Genomic DNA, 24,644 nt, shown 5'->3' on the forward strand with positions numbered 1-24,644 from the left:
TTTAGTAGTGCTATTTCGGAGGGTAGTAAATATCGAAGAGTATTTGCTTCACATCACCTTTATAAGACAAGGGATGTGGCAAGTTGCTAGGAGAGTTTATCGAGGTGTCGAATTGAATAAATACTAGAGGTGAGTTCGCAGAGTTACACTCTTCATCCATAGAGCATTTATCAGCTACGCAGCAATAACAGTCGTCAATGATAGATTGCTCACTTTCATCGCAATGAAAGTTATCTTTGCTTTCGTTGCTAACATCCATATGGCTAACACTTTTTTCGTGCTGTACATTGGAAGCATTGTTATAAGGAGGAGCGGCTGGGAAGGATAGCTGTATCACTATTCCTAACATAAGCACAACTAAAAATTTTGCTTGAAACATATGTGCGCTCCTATTGCCATGCTATAAATTAGCATACTACCCCCTGCACATCATTGATCGAGATCAAAGATGCGCAGGTGATATTTACAGAGTAAGGTATCATCTAACCTTAACGTCTTTCTTTCGCCACAAATAGTAAACAGCAGGTAATACGAGCAAGGTTAAGATAACAGCGCTGATCATTCCTCCAACCATTGGCGCCGCTATTCTACTAACCACCTCAGCCCCAGTCCCTGTACTAAACATTATAGGCAATAAACCAGCAATTGTAGAAACGGCCGTCATCATGACGGGGCGAACACGAAGTCCTGCCCCTTCCATTACGGCAAGAGAGAGACCCTCTTTCGTTAATGCTTTACCATGCTCTAACTGACTTTTTTCATATTCATTATAGGACTGGTTTAGGTAAGTCAGCATTAGTATTCCTATTTCTACAGTGACACCTGCTAGAGCTATAAAACCAACCGCTACAGCAACTGAGAAATTATAATCTAAAAGATACATTAGCCAGATTGCCCCCACCAATGCGAGAGGCAAAGTTCCCAATATAATGGCTATTTCTGTAGCGTTTCGAAAGTTCATATATAAAAGAACGATAATAATCGCGAGCGTTAACGGAATCACGTAAGTCAGTTTTTCCTTTGCCCTTTCCATATATTCGTACTGCCCGGACCAGGTAACTGAATACCCTGCTGGCAACTCGAGTTCTTGTTCTACAACCTTCATTGCTTTTTCAACATAAGTGCCGACATCAACTCCCTCAATGTCGACAAAAGTCCAGCCATTAAGTCTTGCGTTTTCGCTTTTAATTGCCGGCGGTCCAAGTTCAACGTAGACATCAGCCACATCCGCCAAACTAATACGCTGCCCGTTTGGCGTAACTAAAGGTAGCTTCTTTAATTCTTCCGGCGAATCACGGTAATCTTGAGGGTAGCGCAAGTTTATTGGGTAACGTTCAAGCCCTTCAATGGTCTCTGAAACATTCATTCCGCCAATAGCCGTGGCAACAACCTGCTGAACATCCTCAATGTTCAAGCCATAACGTGCAGCCTGCTCTCTTTTTATGTCGACTTTGACATAGCGTCCACCAGCCACTCGCTCTGAATAAACAGAAGCCGTACCATCGACATCATCAAGTATCGTTTCAAGCTGCTGACCGATCTTCTGAATTTCATTAAGATCAGCTCCGGCAACTTTTATACCTACCGGCGTTTTTATACCTGTCGATAACATATCAATGCGAGTTTTAATGGGGTAAACCCACGCATTGGTCAGCCCCGGAAACTTTACAAGCGCATCCAGTTCTTTTTTCAACTTCTCAGTGGTCATACCGTCTCTCCACTGATCTTTCGGTTTCAGTTGAATAAAGGTTTCAATCATCGTTAGGGGTGCCGGATCAGTGGCGGTATCCGCTCGACCAATTTTGCCAAAAACCGTCTTCACTTCCGGTACCGTTTTTATGAGCTTGTCGGTTTGCTGCAACAGCTCCCTTGCTTTACCAATTGATAATCCGGGATAGGTAGTGGGCATATACATCAAATCGCCCTCATCCAAATCTGGAATAAATTCACTACCAATTTTGTCAATCGGCCAGACACCAACGGCCAGGATAACAAGCGCTCCGCCAACTGCTGTCTTGGGGTATTTCAAAATGCCTTTTAAAAGCGGTTTATACCCGGCGATCAATAACCGATTAAGCGGGTTTTTCCCCTCAGGTGTTACCTTTCCTCTGATAAAATATCCCATCAACACGGGGATAACGGTAATCGCTAAGGCTGCACTGGCTGCCATTGCGTAAGTTTTCGTGAAAGCAAGCGGAGAAAACATCCGCCCTTCCTGGGCTTCTAAGGTAAATACCGGCATAAAGCTGACGGTAATAATGAGCAAGCTAAAGAAAAGAGCAGGGCCCACCTCTGAAGCAGAGGCGGCAACCACCCGCCAGCGGTTCTCTGCTGTCAGTGGCGTTTTTTCCATATGCTTATGCATATTTTCAATCATGACGATGGCACCATCGAGCATAGCGCCAATAGCGATTGCGATCCCTCCAAGTGACATAATATTCGCGTTAATTCCTTGCCAATACATGACAATAAACGCGGTTAAAATACCCAAAGGCAAGCTGATAACGGCAACCAGCGAGGAGCGGACATGGAAGAGAAATATCACACAGATAAACGCGACAATAGCGAGTTCTTCTATTAAACTTTTCCAGAGACTTTCCACGGCATCCGAGATAAGCCCCGAACGATCATAGACAGTGACTATATCGACACCTTCTGGTAGCCCAGACTTTAATTCTTCCAACTTTTGTTTAACGCCATCAATCGTTTTTTGGGCATTTTCTCCGAAACGCATTACCACAATACCACCCACGGCTTCTCCCTCACCGTTGAGTTCGGCGATACCGCGTCTCATTTGGGGGCCCACACCCACATCAGCAACGTCTTTAAGCAATAATGGCGTGCCATTTTCATCAACGCCAAGCGGGATACTCTCTAAGTCTGACACACTATCAATATAGCCTGAGGCCCGGACCATATACTCAGCTTCCGCCATTTCAACCACCGACGCCCCCACTTCCCGATTGCCTCGCTGGATAGCATTTTGTATGTGAGCAAGAGGAATATTGAATGCGCGCAGCTTCTCCGGATCCACTTTCACCTGGTACTGCTTTACCATCCCGCCGAGGGCGGCAACTTCCGAAACCCCCTCGACCGTTTGCAGTTCATACTTTAAAAACCAATCCTGCATACTGCGTAACTCACTCAAATTGTGGTTACCCGTGCGATCAACCAAGGCATACAAATACACCCAACCAACCCCTGTTGCATCAGGACCTAATTGCGGTCTTGCATTAGAAGGCAGTTTCGGAGCAACCTGAGACAAATATTCCAGCACTCGCGAACGCGCCCAGTAAGCGTCTGTATCTTCGTCAAAAATGACATACACATAGGAGTCGCCGAAAAACGAATATCCACGGACGGTTTTAGCGCCGGGGACAGACAGCATAGCGGTTGTTAATGGATAGGTTACTTGATCTTCTACCACCTGCGGCGCTTGACCCGGATAGCTGGTTTTAATGATCACCTGGACATCCGACAAGTCCGGCAGTGCGTCTACGGGCGTATTCTTAACCGCAAAAGCACCAACACCCACGAGGATTAATGTCGCCAGAAGAACGAAAAAACGGTTACTCACTGACCATCGAATGACTGACTTAATCATGGTTATGCTCCTGCTCTGTCACTTGTTTTTGCTCAGGAATATGAATCGATGTGAGCTGGTACTGTTGCTTCCCGACTTGCGTTATTTCCGCATGCAAGGATAACCCCGTGCTAAGCTGAGAAAGTTCAACATCCGAAGCAACATCGAAGTCCATCGTCATTGCAGGCCAGTCCCATTCAGAAATCTCACCGTGCTCCAGCGTAACCATCGAGTGCTGAGGCATAACATTTTTAACGGTTGCTTCAACCCAGACAGCTTGAGGTGCTGTGTCACTTGACATGCTGCCATGGCTCTCGTTATCAACATGCGTGTCATGTTGCATGCGCTTAAAGTCAGAGGACTTACTGGACTCAGAATCAATCAAAAACTGAGCTGAAGTAACGATGTCATCACCTGCCATGAGACCCGATAAAATTTCAACTCGCGAGCTCCCTAACCGCCCAACATCAACATTAACTGATTTAAATTTCCCATCACCCAGTGCCAGGACAACTCGGTTCGAATCACCCATTCGGATAAGCGCTTCTTTAGGGATGATTAAGTTTTTGTCGCCTAAACCAGCCTTAATGTTAAGATTCGCAAACATGCCCGGTTTTAAAAAACCGTCCGGGTTGTCGAAGTGAATTCGAACTTGTCCCGTCCGAGTTTTAGAGTTGAGTGACGGATAGACATAATCAACCTTTCCTTGCCACTCTTTACCTGGAGCATACTCAAGGTTCATTTGAACGTCATTGCCTACCTCAACCTGGTTCAATTGCCGCTCAAAGACTTCTGCAATAACCCAAATTTTATCCAGTTGAGCAATGGTCATTAAATTCATACTCGGCGTTACAAACGCACCTTCACGCACAGTCAGTCTATCCAATACCCCGGACTGCTTTGCTTTTACCGTGATTGTTTTCTGAATTTTACGAGTTTCTTTTAACTTCTTAATCTCAGATTCAGAGACTTGCAGAGCTCTTAAGCGTTCTTCAGCGGCATCAATTAGCACCTGATTACCTCTTTGCGAGGCCAATACAAGCTCCTCTTGCGCATTAACCATTTCAGGAGAGTAAATACTGTATAAAGGCTCGCCGGCTTTAACCGAGTTACCAACCGCTTTTACGAAAAGCTTCTCAATCCAGCCTTCAACACGAGGACTTACTGTTAATACTCGGTCCTCATCAAACTGAACATAGCCAACTGTTTCGATATCTAGGTTGAGTCTCGAGGACGTGACGGTTGCAGTTGTAACCCCAAGGTTATTAATAACGTCGGGATCAATTCTCACCGTACCAGGTGAACTCTCTTCTGCATCATCGCCATAGTAAGGAATAAGGTCCATCCCCATTGGAGACTTGCCTGGTTTGTCTCGACGATAATTGGGATCCATCGGAGCCACCCAATATAACGGCTCTTTTTCTGCATTGCCCGATGAACGATCAGACACTTCAGTCGATTGCATTACATAGCCAATAGCGCCAGCGCCAACTGCAAAGCCTACAGCTAAACTTATAAGAGATTTGGTGACTGTTTTCATTTTACACTCCTGAAAGTAATAAGTAGTTTGCTTCGGCAATCAATTTTTGGCGGTTGATGGCGATTGCTAATGCATCAATTTTTGCGTCGATTTCCGCAATCTGTGACCGTACCGCCTCGGCAAAGTCGCCATCATCATTGTTGTAGGCAGTCAATGCGGCTTCAGACTGGGCGGACATTTGTGGAAGTAGCTCTTCGTGATATAGGGCAGCACGTTCATTCAAACGGTTCAGTTCTACAAAGGTACTGCGTAAATTGGCTATTAACTGCCTGGCAACCAATAACTTCTCAGTTTTTTTTGCTTCCGTTTTAAACTTTGCTGAGCGTACCTGCTTATCCTGTTTGTTATCAGTAAATAAAGGGACATCGAACGTAACCCCGACTGACAGCAAGTCGGCACGATCATTGCCGCTTGGATCGTCGTTTCTATGGCCATATTTCAGATTGGCTGACCATTGCGGTTTATAACCTTGCTGAGCGAGCTCGACAGACGTCTCCGACGCCAAAATGTCTTGATCGATCGCTTGCAAAACCGGGTGTTCTTTTATCAATTCGTACAAGGCTTGTTTCGGTATTGTCGAAGGTGATAGCAATGTCTTCTTCAGCGTAAGACTCGGAAGGTCATCCGGTAACCTTGATTTCGCTATAACACCTATCCATTCCGACAGTTCGCTTAGAAGTCGCTCCTCTTTTTGTCGCAGTAATGTCAACCGATCATCCAGGCGTGTAAGTTCAAGTTGGGCTCTAATAACATCTTGCTGCCGTGCTTTTCCCTCGGTACTGGTATAACTCGCCTTAGCGGTTGACACTAACTGTTCAAAAAGCGCTCTATCCGATTCAATCAAGCGGATACTTTGCTGAGAGAAAAAGACATCCAACCACAACTTAGTGACCGTTGTTTTGACTTTAGCAATGCGATCCGCTCTCAAAAACGGTTGTTTTTGAGCTAATTGGTTTTTCTGCTTACGAGACAACGATAAAGTGTCTCCTCTGGGAAATGCTTGTGAAACACCGACGACTAACTGGGCCATCCCTTCCTGTCTTGAACTAAAACTGTCAACAGGGAAACTGGCAGCCGTGAATGATATTGTAGGGTCAGGCAAACTGGAAGAGGCTATCGCTTCACTCGCGAATGCCTCTTGGGTTTGCTTACTTGCTGTTAGCCAAGGGTCTTCTTGTACAGCGATACTTACTGCGTCTTGCAAATTCAAAGGCGGCTCTTGCGCATTTGCAAAATTTGGCACCACTACAGTCAGAACACTTAAATAAGCCATTCTTCTTAAAAGTTTCATATTGTTACTCTCAAAAACTGTGAATTTTTAAATTAAACACAGACCAAGTTATGAGTCGGACCGTAACGAGGACGACGAACGACGTCGTAACGACAATGACCGAACCAAAGCTTATAGCTGTGCTTTTACCTGGACGATAAACGCGTCAGGAGCGAGAAATTTAGTACTTTTTAAGAGTAGATTGGGGGCCGAAATAGCGAGAGAGAGTGCTTTTCTTTAATATTCGTATCTAAGAATGAGGAAGCGTTAAAAACCAGCTTCTCAATAGGCGGAACGGTGGATTGCTCAGAATAAACGACAGTAATTGACGGGCTGTAACAATGACGCATCATTGAATCAGAGCAACAGTTATCGGTAAGAGAATGTGACACTTCGCAATCTGCAAGATCGCAAACTTGCTCAGTAGGATCGTGCATACATGCCTTTTCCGTACTGATAGTTTGTGAAAATGACATTGTTGTTACTGCCAATAGCAATAGAGCAATGATTAAACGATACATGCGAAGTTCTACTGTAAAAACATGCTTGAAGTGTATATCTTTTGCTGATAAGGATCAATCAATTAAAAGAGGTACTCATAGCGAGGTAGTCAATCCAGGTGGCGATACGACTACTATATCACCACCCAGATTTACGACTAACTTAGGCGATTTTAAAGTCTAAATACCAAAGTCATCGAACTTTATGCGTTCTCGCGGAATACCAAAGTCAGCAAGAGACTTTAACGTTGCTTCTAGCATCGGCGGAGGACCACACACGTAAATATCTAATGTTTCTTTGTTTTTGCCGGCCAACCACTTCATTGCGGTTTCGTGCACAAAACCAGTTGGTCCAGTCCAGTCATCCGACTTGGCGCTCTCAGAAAGAACAGGTATATAAGTTAACCGCTCTTCTCTTTCAAACTCGTTTCTATAACAGAGTTCCTTTTCATATCGAGCACCGTAAAAGAATATGCAACGACGAGGAGAATCTGCTGCTAATTCACTTTGTATTAACGCTCTTAACGGTGCAACACCTGCGCCGCCTCCGATAAAGACTTGCGTGTAATTATTTTGTTTCGTCAGCTGAAAGTCACCAAATGGTCCTACAGCATCGACACTCGCACCAGCCTCCAGGTTACATAGGTAGCTTGAACCGATACCTGGGGGAATCCCTTCGCTTGGCGATGGCAGCAGCCTTATGTTAAATACAAACCGAGTCGGGTGAGGCCGCGTAGCAACCGAGTAATGCCGTGACAATATTTCGTTTATATGTGGAATACGGAACTGCATAAATTGCCCGGCTTCATAACTAACGGGGTCTGAACTTACAAAAGTAAGCTCTTCAAGATGACTAGAAAAGCTATAAAAAAAAGTTGTCCACTTTTTTCAAAATAAAAATAATTTTTCATTTTTAATGAATTTTTACCCTTTTCTGATTATTGATGCTTTTAATCTTTTGCCGACTATAATGCATACACGAATACATAACTTTTACGTAAGGAACTTGGCTATGAGTCAATCAACTAAAAAAGCCACGCTTTACAGAATGTCGACACCTGACCACCAATGCCCTTTCGGTTTAAAAACCCGGCACTTACTTAAAGCCAACGGTTACGATGTGGACGACAACCTACTGGAAAGCCGCGAGGAAACCGACATATTCAAGGAAAAACACAACGTCGATACCACTCCACAAGTGTTTATTGGTGATAAACGTATCGGTGGGTACGAAGAGGTTCGAGCCTTTCTAGGAAAACCTCTTCCTGACCCTGACGCAACCAGTTACCGACCCGTTATTGCATTATTTATTATGACAACGCTCCTCTCTGTAGCCACGTCGTGGCTGTCTTTTGGTCGCGCATTTACCGTACAAACCATCGAGTGGTTCATCAGTTTCTCTATGGTGGTTCTGGCCTTGCTCAAACTCCAGGACGTAGAGAAATTCTCTACCATGTTTCTCAATTACGATCTTCTTGCCAAAAAATGGGTGCCTTATGGCCGTATTTACCCCTACGCCGAAGGCTTGGCGGGTCTGTTAATGGCAGCGGAATTTGCTCATGTCATTTCCATCCCTATTGCGTTATTCATAGGCATCGTGGGTTCTGTCTCCGTGTTTAAAGCCGTTTATGTCGACAAACGTGAGCTAAAATGTGCCTGTGTCGGTGGCTCAAGTAATGTGCCGTTAGGCTTCATTTCGCTCACTGAAAACCTCATGATGGTCGCTATGGCTGTCTGGATGTTTTTTACAATGAACTAGAAAAAGAGCGCATAGCGCTCTTTTTCTTAACGCTTTTTACGTAAAAACAAAATCTCACCAGCGGCAATCAATGCCATACCGATAAGAGACGCCCAAATCACCAGCGGATCGCTCGTCCATTTCACCCATATAAAAGCGACTAAAACGATGACGTCTAGCGTGATTGCGCTGACAAGTATGTAAATATTGGCATTCACCTTTTGCCTTAGATGCCGTAATACGCCCCAGTGGATCGCAATGTCCATCACGATATAAAAAATAGCGCCCAATGACGCAATTCGACTCAAATCGAAGAATGCCGCTAAGATCATAGCCATAACAATGGTGTAAACCAGCGTATGCTTCTGAATGGAACCTGGCATGCCAAAATGACTGTGTGGAACAAGCTTCATATTGGTCAACATGGCTAACATTCTTGAAACGGCAAACGCGCTGGCAATCACTCCTGATACCGTTGCTACAATTGCAAAAGCGACCGTCACCCATAGTCCGGTCTCGCCATAGACGGGTCTGGCTGCTTCAGCAAGCGCGTAGTCTTTCGCTTTCACAATCTCATCTATGGACAGGCTCGAGCCAACCGCCAGAGTGACCAGAACGTATATTAACGCGCAGATAATCAGCGAAATAATAATGGCACGCCCGACATTTCTCTTAGGCTCAACAATTTCACCGCCACTATTGGTTATTGTTGTAAACCCTTTGTACGCAAGTATGCTTAAAGCAATCCCCGCTAAAATACCGCCACCCGTAGCTTCTTCTGGAATAGCCGATATCGATTCAAACTGAATGCCTGAGGCCCACAAACCACCAGCCGCTAAAATGACCAACCCTAAAGTCTTAACAAAGGCCATAAAAAACGAGAACGTTTGAATAAACTGATTACTCAAAATATTGATAAAAAACGCAAAGACCAGCAAACCCACCGCCAACAAAGGGATAAGCCACTGCGCTTCAAAAGAAATTAACTGGCTGGTATAAGACGCAAATGTCCGAGCGACTAAACTTTCATTAATGACCATAGAAAAGTACATCAAGAGTGCGAATATCGCCGTCACACTTCCTTTTCCATAAGCTTTACTGAGGAACATCGCAATACCGCCCGCTGACGGATAGGCTTTCGCCAACTTAACGTAAGAGTAAGCGCTAAAGCCGGCAATGATACCGCCGCACACAAATGCCAGGACAAACCACTCTCTTGCCAGCTGAGCAACTTGTCCGGTCAGTGCAAAAATACCAGCGCCAATCATCACACCAGTCCCCAGCGACACCGCCCCCCAAAGACTCAGGCTGCTTTTCTGATAATCCTGATGTCCGTGTTCATGATCGTGTTCTGCCATAATCAGCTCCTGTGATTGAACTCAGTTGGACCAATGGATCCGGATAATTTTCCAGCCAGACTCAGTCGTATTTGATACGGTTACGGTTTCATTCATCGTTAAATCAACCTCACGCCCGTTATACTCCCCGGAAACGCTATACCGAGAAGTGATCACAGCAAGGCCATCGGCTTCTTGTACTGTCCTTTCAAGCAACTGTGAAGGAACCGCCTGGCTAAACTTAATATCTGACTTAAGGTGATGAGCACTGTACTCGGCCAAGGATCGTTCAACGCCACCACCTTCAAAGATAAGCACATCATCGGAAAGCACGTCTTTAACGACCTCCGTGTCACCTTCAGTTAAAGCAGTTCGAAATGCATCAAGCACAGCGGTCGGCTCAGATAGTTTTTCGGCGCTACTAGGCGCTGAAATAAACATTACCGAAACCATAAAAACACTCACAAGTAATTTCATTCTTCTTATTCCTTACATTAACCGGGGGAAAACGCGCTGCTTAGCGCAGAGGCCAGGGTAAAAATAGTGACAGCCAATATCATTTCCGCCGTTATGGAGTTTTTGAGTCGCTTGGCGGCCGCGTTATCATTTAATTGCGGTACGAACTTTAATTTATGCAATGCGGCAACAAGGAGAATCAGCGCCACAAACACAAGTTTCGCTAGTAGTACCGTGTCATACGACGTAAGCGGCAGCTCTGGCATCCATCGCCCTGTTGCACTACGATACATAACCAAGCCCGCAATAAGGAGTATTGGAACCGCTGCAGACATATGCACACCAAAACGCTCCATAATGGCTTTCGCTTTAGCAAGCGGTACCGACGTTGCCAGCTTTCGCAATGAGTTAAGACTGCCGAACCAAACCCAAGCGACTAACAAGTGTGTTAAAAGCGCTAGCTTTCCCCACCAGACGGCGTCACTGCCGTGACCAATACTTAAAAAGCTCCATCCCATGAGTCCAATGGCGACAACATATAGCACCCACTTTATACGTTTTAGCTTAACAACGGAGTAAACAATCCAAGCAATAGCAACCGCTATCTGAAGTTGGATGAACAACCCAACAGGGCCGGTCCATATAAACTGCATGTAGGTCTTGTCAATCATGCCGGCAAAGCCTTCAGCAGCAAAACTACCGACTTTCAGAAAAAAATACAGAAGGCTTGCCAGTAATAGAAGCCACGCAACAAGGCTATTTTTTCGTTCAGACTGCTTTTTTAAACCGGACAAATAAACGATATAAGGCGAGGCGGTCATCACCGCGTTAAGCCAGAATATAAAGGCCAACGTTAAAACGCTGGCCACACTCCAAAGGGTCATCATTTCACCTCAAAGCTAAAATCACCCGATATTTTATGACTGTCCCCACCCATTGCCGTCCAATAAACCGTATAACCACCTGACGCCAAATTGTTTTTAACAGCAATTTCGTACGCTGCTTTGGGAGTCATGCTCATCGAAAAGTCCAGCGGATGCATTTTACCGTCATCTGAGTGCAGCATAATTTTAGCCAGACGAACATCACCGGAAAAATTCATCGTAATTTCCGTTGGTGACTCGGACAAAGTCGCACCGTCCTCCGGGCTACTGGATGTTAGGCCGACGTGAGCGCTGGCCCATGCACTAAAAAATAACGTGGTACCGAAGGCTAACTTAAGTATGTTTTTCATGTTGTTTCCTCTTTGTTTATTATCAATTAAAACCAAACTCTGGTCCCAAGGACCACGCCTGTTTCTGTGGTGTCTTCACCCATTCGTTTCATTTCATCTGCCGTATTTCCTAACGCCCCGTTCCAATACACACCGATGTAAGGGGCAAATTCACGACTTATTTCATGGCGATATCGCAACCCCACGCGCAAGTTACTCAAGCCACTTTGCCGTTCATATTTGTCTGAGTCTGTCAGGTTGGCTGTTAACTCAATGCGAGGTTGTAAGTACGAGGTTTGTGTTAACTGCCACTCGTACTCGGTTTCGCTAACAAACTGGACATCACCTTCTTCGTTCACCATCAACGAGTTGTCCATTTCAAACCAATACGGAGCCAGCCCCATGAAGCTAACAACGGCATAATTTTCCATAGAGGCATCGGACGATAAGGAGCCTCGCGTACCAACACCGGCCTGAAACGACCAAAACGGAGACATCAGGTAGCCGTATAACAACTCAGCACTTTCCAAGTCAGTGGGCTCTCCGTCATCTTGAATATTTTCCCCCTCACTTTTGAAGACAAGCCGATGATAATCACCACCGTACCAAGCCATCATGTCCCAAACGGCAACGTTCTCTTCCTCGTCTGTTCGCGTTAATTCCAGCCGGTCAAATAATACCTGCCCGGTGTAATATTCTTTAACGGGCTCTGGCCAGCCTTCCTCTGCATGTCCCGCCATTGCCACTGCGGGTAAAAGTGCTGTAGTGAACAACAATGATTTAGCGTACATAGCCTTCCTCCTTATGCCACATTTACCACACGAAACATGCCCGCTTTCATGTGATAAAGCAGATGACAATGAAATGCCCAGCTTCCCGGTGCATCAGCGGATATCAGTAGTGATACTTTCTCGCTTGGTTTTAAACTAATGGTGTGCTTACGAGGACGAGGATACTGTCCATTTTCAAGTTCCATCCACATACCGTGTAAGTGGATTGGATGATCCATCATGGTGTCATTAACCATCACCAACCTTAAGCGCTCGCCGTGACGGAACTGCACAGGGCCGTCAACTTCGGTGTAGTTCTTCCCGTCAAACGACCACATATACCGTTCCATATTACCGGTCAAATGCAGTTCAATCTGGCGCTCTGGTTCCCGCTTATCTGGCCATTCTTGGGCGCCAATAAGATCGCTATACACTAAGACTCTATGGTCAACATTATCCAAACCTATGCCCGGTTCATGGAGACGACTGGTCGGATTCATAGCTATCATGGCGGCAGCAGCTCCGTGACCACCTTCACTATGCTCAATTTTAATGTTTTCCACAGGAAGCTCTTTTTTATGCATCATTTCATGATTCATATGACCGTCTGTGCCGCTCATATTCATCATACCTTTCTCTTCCTTATTTCCTGACATCGCCATGGCCCCCATTCCCATCGCGGCCATACCACGTTCAGGCACCGCGCGTAACTCAGGAACTTCTGCTTCAAGGCCAATTTCTGGTGTTAATGTGCCTCTGACATAGCCACTACGGTCAAAGCTCTCCGCAAAAATCGTATAAGCCTTGTTATGCTTTGGCTGAACAATGACATCATAGGTTTCAGCCACTCCGATACGAAACTCATCAATAGACACAGGCTTCACCGGTTGACCATCTGCCGCCACTACAGTCATCTCTAGACCAGGAATACGTACATCGAAATAGCTCATCGCAGAGCCGTTGATAATACGAAGTCGCACTTTCTCACCTGGTTTAAATAATGCTGACCAGTTCATTGCTGAATCGCGACCATTCATCAGGTAGGTGTATGTACTCCCTGTCACATCAGCGATATCGCGAGGACTCATCCGCATTTGTCCCCACATTTCTCTTTGCTTCCAGGTTTTCTCTAACCCATGCTGGCGCACGTCCTCGAACGTCTCAAATATCGTACGCTTTTGGTAGTTATAGTAGCCTTCCGCTACTTTCAAATTACGAAAAACCTCATTTGGATCTTCGAATGTCCAGTCACTTAGAATAATTGTGTGTTCACGATCAGCGCCTATATCTCCGTCTTTTGCGTCGATAATCAGCGGACCTAAGTGCCCCAGTTGCTCCTGTAAACCCGAGTGGCTGTGATACCAATAAGTGCCATTTTGCTCAACGTCGTAGCGATACTTATAAGTTCGCCACGGCTTTATACCTTCAAATGAAACCCCGGGTACGCCATCCATATTTTCAGGCAAAATAATCCCATGCCAGTGGATTGACGTGTCTTCAGATAGTCTATTGGTCACATTTAGCTTGGCTCGTTGACCTTCTTTCAAACGAATTAGAGGACCAGGCATTTGACCGTTAATCGTTATAGGTGTGCCAACCTTATTCCCTACTAACAAAGGAGACTTCGCGATGGTTAAATCAATTTCATCTTTCGTCAAAACTTGATCTTTAAATTTACGCCCTTGAGGTATTGCCCATGTTGGGGCTACTTTGGCAATTGCTAACGCGGACGCCACAGTAAATGCAGATTTAATGAATTTTCGACGCCCTTTATTAAACTCATTGTTCATGATGACGCTCCTCTTCTGAGGTTAAGTTTTGATGACGTTGAATGTCCTTTTCCCTATCAGACGGTTCATCAGTAATCGATGATTTAAACCCTTTAATCGCACTACCAAGATCGGAGCCCAGGGTTCGTAGCTTTTTACTACCAAAAAGAAGGATGACAATAACTAGTAAAATTCCTAGCTGAACCATACTCAAGCCGCCAAAACCCATATCTAAAGCCCTCCATTTGAGAGTGCTTGCTGCTGCTCTAAACTTGCTATCTGCTTATAAGGTGTAATTGAACCGTCCTCTTTGATTTCATAGACCGTATACGGTTGAAACCGAGTACCCATTTCCATACCAACAGACCCTACCGGCATGCCAGGAACAGTTAATCCAATGCCATTGGCTGACTTTTTCCCAGCTAAATAATGAGAAACCAATGTAGGAGGAACGTGCCCCTCAAAGACATAGCCATTACTAGAAATAGCGGTATGACAGGATTGGACCTCGGCACTAATACCGGCATCACGTTTTCGTTGGGTCAAGTTGTTCGGATGTTGTACGGACACACTAAAGCTATCGGGCAAAGCTTGTAACCACTTTTCACAGCAACCGCAGTTGGGATCTTTTAGAACGGTTAGTTGCTGCTCTTCTACATCGGTTGCAGATACAGACACGGAAAACAGCATCGCCAAAACAGCGATATTGCGTTTGATAGACATAATTATTCACCGATTAATAAGTTTTAAGGAAACACGCCGAGCGTGTGTTAAATTTCTAGTAACTTATTAAGCGGTAATTATTGGGGGACGGAATAAATTAGACGCGTGTTTAGCACGAATTGAGGTGTCGATGGTCGCATCGACTTTGGCAGAGAGGTTAACTACAGCGGCATTAACCGAAGAAGACTGTCCGACAAATAAAACCGAGCCGCCGGAGCAATGCCGAATGGTCATGTCAGCACAGCACGAGTTGTGCTTTTGCGTCTCATGCTCGCAATCGTTTGTGTCGGCTTCGTACATCATGCTGTGCTGCATTTGGCTGTTATCATGACATGCGTGAGCTTCTGCCGTTTGCGAAAACGACATCGACACCAATAGCACTGTCATTAATAACAGAATTCGAATTAGCACGAGCACCCTGCTTTTTGCAATTTAATAAACTTCAGTCTAACGTCATTTTAGCGCATGTCAAATAATAATGATGAATCACGAAATGTTCGCAGGTATGGGCTTTCTATGGATGCTGATTGTGGGAGCTATTTTTATTGTTCCCGCATGGCGTATCTGCCAACGAGTTGGCTACCCTGGTCCATTAGGTCTTCTGATTGTTATCCCTATCGCAAATATCATTCTTCTTTACTTTATAGCGTTCGGCCCATGGAAAAATGTTGATAAATAGCTAATTCACTTTAACCAAAGCAACAAGTATAGCTTTTCATCTCTGATCAGAAGCACGAATTTATTTGCCACTACACGTTCACAAGTTGCAGACCACTATAGCTATGTTCAACGTGTTAAGCGAGTATTGGGCATAGCCAAAAAGTTAAAAGATTCATTTGTGAAAAAGCTTTCAATCAAAAAACTAAAGCTGAAGTTTTAGTAACAAGGTAAGTAACACGCTTGAATCTTAATATTTTTTATCCACTATAAAACAATAAGTTATTAGATCTTATCGATTCGCCTCCGGGTATTCGATAAGGCCATTTTTAAAGTGCATAGGATAAACTAATGGCACAGTATCGGAGCTGGGGTCACGCCGTAAGTTCGGCTTAGTCCGAAAATCAACTACCTTCCCTGTACTAGCAGTAACACCAAGCTCTTCTAATGAACACGGCATTCCCCCAACACGAGTAGCTATTTTAGCTTGCTCGTCATTAGTCACTATATGTATAAAGCGATCTGGATTAGTCGGGTTAACAACCTCACTGAAATCGCTTATTCGGACTACTGGATTAGGATCATCTGCGCAGGCGCTTGAGGTAATCTCAACGTTGCCTTGCTCCTCCCCTTTTACGATATGAAAGATGACATTTTCTTGTAACACCTTATCGCCCTTAAAGGCTTTTGTACGGCTCTCAAAGATATGAATCTTGCTCAAGTTATTACCATCAAGCAACACCCGACGAAAATCTTTGAAATATGGGCCATTACAACAACTGCGCGGAATTATAGCGACCAGCTCGCCACCGTCCTCCAAAAGCATTAAAGCAAGTGCTACAAAGCATGAATATAAGTTTCCGGTTTCAACACCGACACTTCGTAAACTCGCACGAGCTCGGCTAGACGCCGTAATTTTTAGGTAAGGAGGGTTTAAAATAGCTTTATTGAAAGTAGGAGTTGTCTTGCCGCTGGTTCGATCATTTATTATTTCTACGGCATGCTCGATAAAGTCTATTTGGTTTATATGTGACTTCCAAGCTACGCCGGATTCCTGGCTAGCTTCCTCACATAGGCCAAACGAATCCTCCAAGCGCTCCACTAAAACGTTCTCCAACTCCCATGCGTTGCCGCTAATTGAAGTTGGAGCGAACTCGGTCAACGCTCTCGCCACCAATGATGCAGTTAATGAACCACCACCAGCACCGGCGTCAAGGACCCGAACCCCACCATCTAGATTTCTAAACATCCCAGACAAGGTTTGAGCAACAGAAGCAGGAGTCATAAACTGACCTTTCTGCCCGCGTGTACTTTGGTCAAGCAACTGGTTAGCATCAGTCCTATACTGATCAACCGTGTCAACTAGACTTTCTAGGGCATTAGGCTGTAGCAACATGGCTGTATTATCTATCATATACACCTCTACTGTTCATTCATACAGTATACTCCTCCAAGAAAAAATCCCAAGACAAATCCTTAAAATTTTTGATTTTATCCTGATTTCTATTACAAAGAAGAATACTTCGATTGGATATCAACACAGTGATATATCTTTTAAATCATGATGACTAGAGGTACGCACTAGCTTTATATAACATCTACTAATTATCATTATCAGTTTCCTTCACCACCACTCTTTTGTGATGGCTGGTAGCTTCAGCTTGCCTAGCAGCTTCCTTTACTCTACAAAAATCTGCGTATTACCACGCTGGCGCTCAAAGTAGCATTCCATATGAAACCATCAGACTAGCTCCAAGGTGGTCCAAGTTTTTAGGCTCATCTTAACTTAGATCAACTTTACTCCGTTGGTAACAAAAGTAGCTAGTCAGCTTCACGGTATCCGGCTGTTTAAGCGCTTGTACTTCGGCCATGCCCGAATTCCTTTTTTTGCTGTAAAACGTGACTTTGAGTACTGAACAGGGTATAAAGGGGGAAATAGCCCGTTTTTAGGGGGGTTGCTTGTTCCCGTTATTGCATTTTGAGAACTTAGTAGTAATCAAAACAGAACGACTCTTGTTGATGATATATCTTTTAAATTATGGTGAGTCCAAGCTTTGATTGAGAACGGCTTTTAATTAATGTACCGTAGTGACGCCTTTTTAAACCGTAGGTAATAATGCTTAGACTGGGATTTTTAATACTGGTGCTTGTTGCTGTTCTGACTCAAATCAGTCAGGCGGTTGCTGACGTGCATCAATCTCACCAGTCCTCTTCTGAGCAACACCTCAATTTTGAGCATGACGAATCCCACATCGACAAACGTAGTCTTCCGAAAAATGGAGAAATCAGCTTTGATTGCCACCATTGCTGTCACTGCCATGGCTCATTTCACCTATACGCAATGAAGTCAGAAAAGTCACTGGCGTTACCCCGCTTGAATGTGACCCGCCCCGGTTACACCCAGTTTTACACTAATCCTCTGTCATCGCCGCTGTTCCGGCCTCCCATCTCCTCATAGCTGCCTAATACGCTGCTTTAGCAGCGCAACTAAATCATTATTTTACGCAGTAATATGACTGAGGAGTCTATCTATGGGTCCGTTTTCGACACATAGCAAACGCTTGTTTGTTGCCGTAAGTCTGGCAATAAGTTCAAGCTACGCCAATGCACAACAGTTGCCCGAGCAATGGCAACAAACTGTGCTGCAACACCCCAGTGTTGAGGCCGCTCAACAGCAGGCTGAGGCGCTGATCCAACAGGGTAAGCAATTAAATCAGCCTTTGTACAACCCTAGCTTATCGTCACGCTTAGAGCGTGAGGGTGACATCAATAATTACACTGTTGGCCTAAGCCAAACGCTGGACTGGAGCACTCGCAATGAAGCAAGAGCCAGTCAGAGTGACGCCATGACGGCTATGGCAGTGAGTATTTATCGCCAGTCGGCGACATCGCATGCTAAAACTCTGTTGAATGCCTATGTGCAATGGCTGGATGCAAAACAGCGTTACGCACTGGCCGAGCAACAAGAGAAAATCGTTAAACAGGCGATAAGCTTGGTTGCCGAACGACGTAAAGCCGGTGACTTAGGTGCCGTCGACGAACAACTGACGGTACTCGCACTAAGTCGGCAACTGCAACAAACGGCAGCGGCTTATCAACAGCTGCAATCCGCTGAAGCAGAGTTAAACGCTCTGCTAACCACGATTGACGTCGCTCAACTCTCCGTGAATGAGGAGCTATTTAACGTTGAACCTGCGTTAACGGCTCGCTGGCAACAACATCCAGCGTTAAAAGCCGCTTACCTGCAATGGCAATTAAAGCGCGCCGATGTCGACTGGAAACGCTCGTTAACCACCGCCAACCCAACCATAGGCATCGAAGCGGGCGAGAGCGATAACGAAACAGTAGTTGGCTTATCATTCAGCATTCCACTACAGATTCGCAATAACTACAGCGATGCGGTACGCGCAGCCAATAGCGAAGCTGTTGCTGAAGAAAAACGTTTGATTGCACTAAGGCAACAATGGCAAGCAGCACTGAAATCATCTCTTAACAATTATCGTTTTGTGAAAAAACAGTGGCAAAGCTGGCAAAAAGACTTTCAATCTCGGCAGGATGAGTCGATGCAGGTGATTGAGCAGTCCTGGCTCGCCGGTGACCTATCCACCACAGACTACCTCACCGCTGTGCAACAGCAGCTCGATAGCCAATTTGCAGGGATAGCGCTGCAAACACAACATCGGTTGGCCGCCATTGAATGGTTGTACCGTTCGGGCGAACTCAGTAAAGCGCTGACGTTATCGCCGTTAAGCCAGCCAACAAACGCAGAGATTGGAGAGTAAACGATGTCAGTAAAACCTTTATACGCAGCAATAGCACTTGCGCTGAGCTTTTCGGTTATGGCGCAGGATGAACACGGACACGACGAAAAAGAAGATACCCACAAGGAAGAAGGCAAACACGAGCAAGGTGAACATAAGGAAAGCTCAGGCGTGGAGCTATCCAGCAAGCAGCTATCCATGGCAGATATCACCACGCGAACCTTGCAAACTCAAGTCATTGAATATCCGGTTTATGCCCCGGGCGAGGTGGTTGCTAACGACTTTAATAGCTATATCGTGAGTCCGCGCATCGATTCGACCGTTCTCAAACGTTTTGTCAGTATTGGCGATCACGTCGAAAAAGGTGAGCCACTGGCAACCCTCTTCAGCGCCACCATGGCGGAGGCGCAAAGTCAGTATTTGGTCACACTTAACGAATGGCAACGCGTGCAGTCACTCGGTGAGTCAACGGTGGGTGAAAAACGCTTTGTCGAAGCGAAAAACGCCTTTACCTCAGCGCAAGCGCAACTCAAAGCATTTGGTATGTCAGCCAGCGACATTAAGCGTTTAAGTAAACCTGACTACCCTATCGGCGAATACCAACTGACCTCAGAACTTGGCGGGATTGTGGTTAGCGATAACTTCAAGCAAGGCCAGCAAGTTAATGCCGGTAATCACTTGGTTGAAGTGCTGCAAGAAGAAACCTTGTGGGTTAATGCTCGTCTACCAGGCTCAGCTGACCTTAGTGTGCAGTTTGGTGATCCTGTTACAGTGAGTGTCGACAATCAGCGCTTTGCGGCAAAAGTCATTCAGGAAGGCCACACAATAGACCATAAAACCCGCACCCGAACGGTACGACTTGCGGTAAATAACGAAAAGGACCAATTACACCCTGGTTTATTTGCGGATGTTTATTTCTCAGTCAAGTCGGATGGACCGGTGCTTGCAGTTAAGGACTCAGCCTTAATGCGGGCCCCTGATGGTGACTGGCAGATATTCATTGAGCACGAACCCGGAAAGTTTGAACCGAAGAAAGTCGAATTGGTTGATGAAAAGGGTCCGTGGAAAGTTATTCGAGGCGTTAACGAAGGCACAAAATACGTAGACAACGGCGCGTTTTTCGTTCGCTCACAAATCGCTAAAGGCGGTTTTGACCCACATAACCACTAACAGGAGGTTGTATGTTTCAGCGCATTATTCAGTTTGCTGCCGCCAATCGCCTGTTATTGGTATTGGCTTTATTCAGCATCAGCATTGCGTCATTTTTTATTATTCCCAAACTTAATCTGGATGCCTTTCCCGATGTTACCAACGTTCAGGTAACGGTAAATACGGAGGCCCCCGGGTTAGCAGCGACCGAAGTCGAGCAGTTGATTACCTATCCGATAGAGTCGGTGATGTATGCCCTGCCCGACGTCAAAGAAGTTCGGTCAATCTCAAAAACAGGTTTATCGGGCATTACCGTGGTATTTGACGAGAGTGTCGATATCTACTTTGCCCGGCAACTGGTATTCGAGCGGCTGCAAGCGGCAAAGGAGTTGATTCCAGAGGGAGTCGGCACGCCCGAAATGGGCCCTAACTCTTCCGGTCTCGGCCAGGTTTATCAGTATCTGCTACTTGCCGAGCCGGGCTCTGGTGTCAGTAGCATGGAGCTACGCAGTCTTAACGACTATGTGGTTAAACTGCTACTGATGCCCGTTGAGGGAATTACCGAAGTCTTGTCCTTTGGCGGTGAAGTTAAGCAATATCAGGTTAACCTCAATCCCGCCAAGCTGCTGTCTTACGACCTTACCCAGCAAGACGTCATGGGCGCGGTCAACAAGAATAACGGTAACGTTGGTGGTTGGTATATGCCCCGCGGTCAGGAGCAGTTGGTTATTCGCGGCACCGGCTGGTTGGATAGCGGTAAAAAAGGCCTGCAACAAATACGACAAATACCGCTCAAAACCGTTGACGGCGTTTCCGTAACACTGGGACAGGTTGCCGACGTCGAAATCGGCAGTGAAATTCGCCAGGGGGCGGTCTCAATGTCGCGTAAAGTCGACGGCGAGGTCAACCAGTTGGGCGAAGTGGTGTCGGGTATTGTGCTCAAACGCATGGGCTCGAATACCAAAGCCACCATCGACGGTATTAAAAAGCGCATTCCGCTTATTCAGCAAGCATTACCCGAGGGTGTTACCTTTGAGCCGTATTATGATCAGGCCGATTTAATACAAAAAGCCGTATCTACGGTCGCGTATTCACTGCTCATTGCCTTTGTGTTTATTATCGCAGTATTAGCACTGTTTTTGCTCAACATACGCGCTACTTTTTTAGTGTTACTGTCCATTCCCGTTTCTATCGCCATTGCCCTGATGGTAATGTCCGCGATGGGCATGTCGGCTAACCTGATGTCGCTGGGCGGGATTGCTGTTGCCATTGGTATGCTGGTCGACGGCTCCGTGGTGATGGTTGAAAATATCTTTAAGCACTTAAGTCGTCCGGATAGTGAACACCAAGACGACGCCGAGCAACGCACAGAGCACCGCGACCCGGATCCTCAGGCAGCCAAACTCGATAGTCATGGTATCAAGCTGCGAGTTAAGGAAGCGGCTAACGAAGTGGCACGACCGGTATTCTTTGCCGCCATGATTATCTTGGTGGTCTTTATGCCACTGTTTAGTTTTCAGGGTGTTGAAGCTAAATTATTTGAGCCCATGGCTATCAGTATTATGCTGGCCATTATCTCCGCGGTTTTTGTGGCCATCATGGTTGTACCGGCATTAGCCAGTTACTTTTTCAGTCGGGGTATTAAGCCTCGTGAAAATAAGCTGCTTAAACCACTAGATAATGGTTATAAAAGACTATTATCGGTGGCGTTACGCAGTAAAAAGGCTGTTATTGCCCTGGCCGGTGTGCTGTTTGTCGGCGCTTTGGTGTTAGTGCCTCGTCTCGGCACAGAGTTTGCGCCCGAACTGGAAGAAGGCACGATTAATATTCGCGTGACATTAGCCCCCTCCTCTAACCTTGAAACGGCCTTAGAGGTGGCTCCGAAGCTTGAAAAAATCCTGATGTCGTTCCCGGAAACCACCTACGCACTCAGCCGCATTGGACGAGCCGAAGTGGGCGGCGATCCAGAGCCTATCAGCAACATCGAGATATATGTGGGCCTTAAGCCGCAATCCGAATGGACAACGGCATCCGATCGCTACGCCTTACAAGAAAAAATGGAGGCAAAACTAGATGATCACCCAGGCTTGTTGTTTAATTTTTCACAACCTATTGCAACACGGGTTGATGAACTGCTCTCAGGTGTAAAATCGCAGCTAGCCATCAAACTATTTGGACCCGAGCTTGACGTGTTGGCCCGTAAAGGCCAGGAAATAGAAAGTGCCGTCAAGCAGGTTGACGGGGCCGTTGCAGTAGCGATGGAGCAAATAAAAGGTGAAGCACAACTGGTGGTTTCGCCGAAACGCCAACAACTCTCACGCTACGGCTTAAATGTCTCCGATGTACTTAGCGTTGTCGACAATGGCTTGGGTGGCGCTTCGGCAGGCCAGATCATTCGCGGTAATGAGCGCTATGATATTTACGTGCGGTTGGCCAAGCAATTCCGCGATACGCCGGAGTCTATTCGCTCGTTACGCTTGTTAACTCCCTCGGGGGCCTGGGTAACCTTAGGCGAAGTCGCCAACGTTGCAATTGAATCAGGACCACCGCAAATCCGTCGTGATGATGTACAGCGTCGCGTTGTAATTCAATCGAACGTTCAGGGTCGTGACATGGGCAGCGTGGTTGCCGATATTAGGAAGGCGATTGACGAGAAGGTGGATTTACCAACCGGTTACTCAGTCGACATTGGTGGCCAGTTCGAAAGTCAACAACGAGCACAGGAGCGCTTGTCCATTGTCGTTCCCATATCGCTGGCACTCATCGCCCTGCTGCTTTATTTTGCTTTCGGCACCATGGGTCAAGCCATGTTGATTTTGGTGAATGTACCGTTGGCAGTCATCGGTGGTATTGTGGCACTCTATGTGTCAGGACAGTACTTATCGGTGCCCAGCGCCGTGGGTTTCATCACACTGTTTGGTGTGGCGGTACTAAACGGTGTGGTTCTGGTCGAAAGTATAAACCAGAGAATAACCGATGGGCATGCAGTTAATGATGCCGTGTTTGATGGCGCATGGTCTCGACTACGCCCGGTATTAATGACGGCAATAACCTCAGCGTTAGGACTCATTCCCATGCTGTTTGCAACCGGCGCAGGCGCTGAAATTCAGCGTCCATTGGCCACCGTCATTGTTGGCGGTTTGGTGTCTGCGACATTGCTAACACTGGTTATCTTACCCGTGCTCTATCCTTGGTTTTCGAAACAAAAAATTAAGGATCTGAGCCGTTAGGGTTCAGCACTTAAGGGGGCGGTTATTGCCGCCCCTTCTACTACAAAGAGGAACGTATTATGGGGCATCACCATAACCATGATCACTCAAAGGACATGCCGTCCAACCGATTAGGGTGGGCATTTGTTCTTAACTTTGTTTTCACCATTATCGAGTTTATTGGTGGCTTTCTTACCAACAGTACCGCCATTTTAGCTGATGCCGTTCATGATCTTGGCGATAGCTTGTCGCTTGGCCTGGCGTGGGTACTTAATAAGCTGGGCAAAAAACAGGCTAACCAACACTTTACCTACGGTTATAAGCGACTCAATCTTGCCGGTGCATTTATTAATGCCGTTGTTTTAATCGCAGGCTCTGCCTGGGTACTTGTGGAAGCGATTCCCAGACTCTGGAACCCTCAAATGCCCATCGCTGATGGCATGATCGCTTTAGCCGTCGTTGGCATTACAGTTAATGGATTTGCCGCTTACAAATTGTCAGAGGGCAAAACGTTAAACGAACGCGTTATTAACTGGCACTTGCTGGAGGATGTTCTCGGCTGGGTTGCTGTACTTATCGTTGGTATTGTTTTGTTGTTCGTAGACTGGCCAATTCTCGACCCTATATTGTCGATTGGCTTTACTCTATTTATTTTAGTGAATGTGCTGCGCAACCTGTGGGCAACGCTGAAACTCTTCATACAAGCAACTCCGGACAAAAAAACCTACAGACAAGTCGCGGACGCTTTACTGGAGCTACCTCATATTGCTGACCTACACCATTTGCATTTTTGGTCACTAGACGGCGAGGAGCATGTATTAACCGTTCATTTGGTGTTATCTAAAAACCTTGATATCGAGGCCCGTAGCGACTTAAAACAGCGCATCGATGACGTCCTTGCGCCCTATGCTTTAAGCCATACAACGGTAGAACTAGAAGATCCTGATGAAGCCTGTAGGGACAACTGAT

21 protein-coding genes are annotated in these 24,644 nt (G+C 46.0%); 5 read left to right on the forward strand and 16 right to left on the reverse strand.

Annotated elements, in window-relative coordinates:
- Positions 1 to 10: 10 nt before the first annotated feature.
- The 5 genes from BM334_RS11850 to BM334_RS12875 all read right to left on the reverse strand — a co-directional run bounded on the left by BM334_RS11850 (position 11) and on the right by BM334_RS12875 (position 7,685).
- The gene (locus BM334_RS11850; protein ID WP_092841983.1) at positions 11 to 379 is read right to left on the reverse strand and encodes a hypothetical protein; all 369 of its coding nucleotides are present in this window, start codon (positions 377 to 379) and stop codon (positions 11 to 13) included.
- A gap of 99 nt (positions 380 to 478) precedes the next feature.
- The gene (locus tag BM334_RS11855; RefSeq protein WP_092841985.1) at positions 479 to 3,604 is read right to left on the reverse strand and encodes an efflux RND transporter permease subunit; all 3,126 of its coding nucleotides are present in this window, start codon (positions 3,602 to 3,604) and stop codon (positions 479 to 481) included.
- Positions 3,597 to 5,123, reverse strand: coding sequence for an efflux RND transporter periplasmic adaptor subunit (locus BM334_RS11860; RefSeq protein ID WP_092841987.1), 1,527 nt, complete (start codon positions 5,121 to 5,123; stop codon positions 3,597 to 3,599). Before BM334_RS11860 ends, BM334_RS11855 begins: the two co-directional genes overlap by 8 nt.
- A 1-nt stretch (position 5,124) precedes the next feature.
- Positions 5,125 to 6,414, reverse strand: coding sequence for a TolC family protein (locus BM334_RS11865; RefSeq protein WP_241970995.1), 1,290 nt, complete (start codon positions 6,412 to 6,414; stop codon positions 5,125 to 5,127).
- A gap of 659 nt (positions 6,415 to 7,073) precedes the next feature.
- Positions 7,074 to 7,685 carry a ferredoxin reductase domain-containing protein gene (locus BM334_RS12875; RefSeq protein WP_241970996.1) on the reverse strand — a complete coding sequence of 204 codons (612 nt, stop codon included), beginning with the start codon at positions 7,683 to 7,685 and terminating at the stop codon, positions 7,074 to 7,076.
- 220 nt (positions 7,686 to 7,905) lie between these two features.
- On the opposite strand from BM334_RS12875, the gene BM334_RS11880 reads away from it, so the two are divergent.
- Positions 7,906 to 8,652: a MauE/DoxX family redox-associated membrane protein gene (locus BM334_RS11880; protein ID WP_092841991.1), complete on the forward strand. Its 747-nt coding sequence runs from the start codon at positions 7,906 to 7,908 to the stop codon at positions 8,650 to 8,652.
- A 26-nt stretch (positions 8,653 to 8,678) separates the two neighbouring features.
- On the opposite strand, the gene BM334_RS11885 is transcribed toward BM334_RS11880, so the two are convergent.
- The 11 genes from BM334_RS11885 to BM334_RS11940 all read right to left on the reverse strand — a co-directional run bounded on the left by BM334_RS11885 (position 8,679) and on the right by BM334_RS11940 (position 17,876).
- A complete protein-coding gene (locus BM334_RS11885) occupies positions 8,679 to 9,989 on the reverse strand; it encodes an APC family permease (RefSeq protein WP_092841993.1) in 1,311 nt (436 codons plus the stop codon).
- A gap of 21 nt (positions 9,990 to 10,010) precedes the next feature.
- The gene (locus tag BM334_RS11890) at positions 10,011 to 10,445 is read right to left on the reverse strand and encodes a YybH family protein (protein ID WP_055437789.1); all 435 of its coding nucleotides are present in this window, start codon (positions 10,443 to 10,445) and stop codon (positions 10,011 to 10,013) included.
- 17 nt (positions 10,446 to 10,462) lie between these two features.
- A complete protein-coding gene (locus BM334_RS11895) occupies positions 10,463 to 11,311 on the reverse strand; it encodes a CopD family protein (protein ID WP_241970997.1) in 849 nt (282 codons plus the stop codon).
- The gene (locus BM334_RS11900) at positions 11,308 to 11,658 is read right to left on the reverse strand and encodes a copper resistance CopC family protein (protein WP_011234483.1); all 351 of its coding nucleotides are present in this window, start codon (positions 11,656 to 11,658) and stop codon (positions 11,308 to 11,310) included. The genes BM334_RS11895 and BM334_RS11900 overlap by 4 nt, the downstream gene beginning before the upstream one ends.
- Before the next feature lie 26 nt (positions 11,659 to 11,684).
- Complete coding sequence (locus tag BM334_RS11905; RefSeq protein WP_092841996.1) at positions 11,685 to 12,428, reverse strand: copper resistance protein B; 744 nt, start codon at positions 12,426 to 12,428, stop codon at positions 11,685 to 11,687.
- Positions 12,429 to 12,439: 11 nt separating this feature from the next.
- Positions 12,440 to 14,197 (reverse strand): copper resistance system multicopper oxidase, encoded by a 1,758-nt coding sequence (locus tag BM334_RS11910; RefSeq protein ID WP_092841998.1) that lies wholly within the window; start codon positions 14,195 to 14,197, stop codon positions 12,440 to 12,442.
- Positions 14,187 to 14,405, reverse strand: coding sequence for a twin-arginine translocase TatA/TatE family subunit (tatA, locus tag BM334_RS11915; protein WP_092842000.1), 219 nt, complete (start codon positions 14,403 to 14,405; stop codon positions 14,187 to 14,189). The genes BM334_RS11910 and tatA overlap by 11 nt, the downstream gene beginning before the upstream one ends.
- Before the next feature lie 2 nt (positions 14,406 to 14,407).
- Positions 14,408 to 14,899 carry a DUF411 domain-containing protein gene (locus BM334_RS11920; RefSeq protein ID WP_034732809.1) on the reverse strand — a complete coding sequence of 164 codons (492 nt, stop codon included), beginning with the start codon at positions 14,897 to 14,899 and terminating at the stop codon, positions 14,408 to 14,410.
- A 66-nt stretch (positions 14,900 to 14,965) separates the two neighbouring features.
- Positions 14,966 to 15,310 (reverse strand): hypothetical protein, encoded by a 345-nt coding sequence (locus BM334_RS11925; RefSeq protein WP_092842002.1) that lies wholly within the window; start codon positions 15,308 to 15,310, stop codon positions 14,966 to 14,968.
- Positions 15,311 to 15,848: 538 nt separating this feature from the next.
- Positions 15,849 to 16,970 (reverse strand): Eco57I restriction-modification methylase domain-containing protein, encoded by a 1,122-nt coding sequence (locus BM334_RS11935; protein WP_092842004.1) that lies wholly within the window; start codon positions 16,968 to 16,970, stop codon positions 15,849 to 15,851.
- A gap of 720 nt (positions 16,971 to 17,690) precedes the next feature.
- On the reverse strand, positions 17,691 to 17,876 hold the full coding sequence (locus BM334_RS11940; RefSeq protein ID WP_055437781.1) for a hypothetical protein: 186 nt from the start codon (positions 17,874 to 17,876) through the stop codon (positions 17,691 to 17,693).
- A gap of 211 nt (positions 17,877 to 18,087) precedes the next feature.
- On the opposite strand from BM334_RS11940, the gene BM334_RS11945 reads away from it, so the two are divergent.
- The 4 genes from BM334_RS11945 to BM334_RS11960 are packed head-to-tail and all read left to right on the forward strand — an operon-like array spanning position 18,088 to position 24,643.
- Entirely contained in the window at positions 18,088 to 19,338 is a 1,251-nt protein-coding gene (locus BM334_RS11945) for a TolC family protein (RefSeq protein WP_092842006.1), read from the forward strand.
- Positions 19,339 to 19,341: 3 nt separating this feature from the next.
- On the forward strand, positions 19,342 to 20,487 hold the full coding sequence (locus tag BM334_RS11950) for an efflux RND transporter periplasmic adaptor subunit (RefSeq protein ID WP_092842008.1): 1,146 nt from the start codon (positions 19,342 to 19,344) through the stop codon (positions 20,485 to 20,487).
- 11 nt (positions 20,488 to 20,498) lie between these two features.
- On the forward strand, positions 20,499 to 23,696 hold the full coding sequence (locus BM334_RS11955; RefSeq protein WP_092842010.1) for an efflux RND transporter permease subunit: 3,198 nt from the start codon (positions 20,499 to 20,501) through the stop codon (positions 23,694 to 23,696).
- Positions 23,697 to 23,755: 59 nt separating this feature from the next.
- Entirely contained in the window at positions 23,756 to 24,643 is an 888-nt protein-coding gene (locus tag BM334_RS11960) for a cation diffusion facilitator family transporter (RefSeq protein ID WP_092842012.1), read from the forward strand.
- Position 24,644: the final 1 nt, after the last annotated feature.

The organism is Pseudidiomarina donghaiensis (genome assembly GCF_900116895.1).
Taxonomy (GTDB): Bacteria; Pseudomonadota; Gammaproteobacteria; order Enterobacterales; family Alteromonadaceae; genus Pseudidiomarina; species Pseudidiomarina donghaiensis.

What these genes read in the sequence shown, in the direction of transcription:
- BM334_RS11850 (WP_092841983.1), bottom strand. Translation starts at nt 379, where the DNA reads ATGTTTCAAGCAAAATTTTTAGTTGTGCTTATGTTAGGAATAGTGATA.
- BM334_RS11855 (WP_092841985.1), bottom strand. Translation starts at nt 3,604, where the DNA reads ATGATTAAGTCAGTCATTCGATGGTCAGTGAGTAACCGTTTTTTCGTT.
- BM334_RS11860 (WP_092841987.1), bottom strand. Translation starts at nt 5,123, where the DNA reads ATGAAAACAGTCACCAAATCTCTTATAAGTTTAGCTGTAGGCTTTGCA.
- BM334_RS11865 (WP_241970995.1), bottom strand. Translation starts at nt 6,414, where the DNA reads ATGAAACTTTTAAGAAGAATGGCTTATTTAAGTGTTCTGACTGTAGTG.
- BM334_RS12875 (WP_241970996.1), bottom strand. Translation starts at nt 7,685, where the DNA reads ATGCAGTTCCGTATTCCACATATAAACGAAATATTGTCACGGCATTAC.
- BM334_RS11880 (WP_092841991.1), top strand. Translation starts at nt 7,906, where the DNA reads ATGAGTCAATCAACTAAAAAAGCCACGCTTTACAGAATGTCGACACCT.
- BM334_RS11885 (WP_092841993.1), bottom strand. Translation starts at nt 9,989, where the DNA reads ATGGCAGAACACGATCATGAACACGGACATCAGGATTATCAGAAAAGC.
- BM334_RS11890 (WP_055437789.1), bottom strand. Translation starts at nt 10,445, where the DNA reads ATGAAATTACTTGTGAGTGTTTTTATGGTTTCGGTAATGTTTATTTCA.
- BM334_RS11895 (WP_241970997.1), bottom strand. Translation starts at nt 11,311, where the DNA reads ATGATGACCCTTTGGAGTGTGGCCAGCGTTTTAACGTTGGCCTTTATA.
- BM334_RS11900 (WP_011234483.1), bottom strand. Translation starts at nt 11,658, where the DNA reads ATGAAAAACATACTTAAGTTAGCCTTCGGTACCACGTTATTTTTTAGT.
- BM334_RS11905 (WP_092841996.1), bottom strand. Translation starts at nt 12,428, where the DNA reads ATGTACGCTAAATCATTGTTGTTCACTACAGCACTTTTACCCGCAGTG.
- BM334_RS11910 (WP_092841998.1), bottom strand. Translation starts at nt 14,197, where the DNA reads ATGAACAATGAGTTTAATAAAGGGCGTCGAAAATTCATTAAATCTGCA.
- tatA (WP_092842000.1), bottom strand. Translation starts at nt 14,405, where the DNA reads ATGGGTTTTGGCGGCTTGAGTATGGTTCAGCTAGGAATTTTACTAGTT.
- BM334_RS11920 (WP_034732809.1), bottom strand. Translation starts at nt 14,899, where the DNA reads ATGTCTATCAAACGCAATATCGCTGTTTTGGCGATGCTGTTTTCCGTG.
- BM334_RS11935 (WP_092842004.1), bottom strand. Translation starts at nt 16,970, where the DNA reads ATGATAGATAATACAGCCATGTTGCTACAGCCTAATGCCCTAGAAAGT.
- BM334_RS11940 (WP_055437781.1), bottom strand. Translation starts at nt 17,876, where the DNA reads ATGGCAGTGACAGCAATGGTGGCAATCAAAGCTGATTTCTCCATTTTT.
- BM334_RS11945 (WP_092842006.1), top strand. Translation starts at nt 18,088, where the DNA reads ATGGGTCCGTTTTCGACACATAGCAAACGCTTGTTTGTTGCCGTAAGT.
- BM334_RS11950 (WP_092842008.1), top strand. Translation starts at nt 19,342, where the DNA reads ATGTCAGTAAAACCTTTATACGCAGCAATAGCACTTGCGCTGAGCTTT.
- BM334_RS11955 (WP_092842010.1), top strand. Translation starts at nt 20,499, where the DNA reads ATGTTTCAGCGCATTATTCAGTTTGCTGCCGCCAATCGCCTGTTATTG.
- BM334_RS11960 (WP_092842012.1), top strand. Translation starts at nt 23,756, where the DNA reads ATGGGGCATCACCATAACCATGATCACTCAAAGGACATGCCGTCCAAC.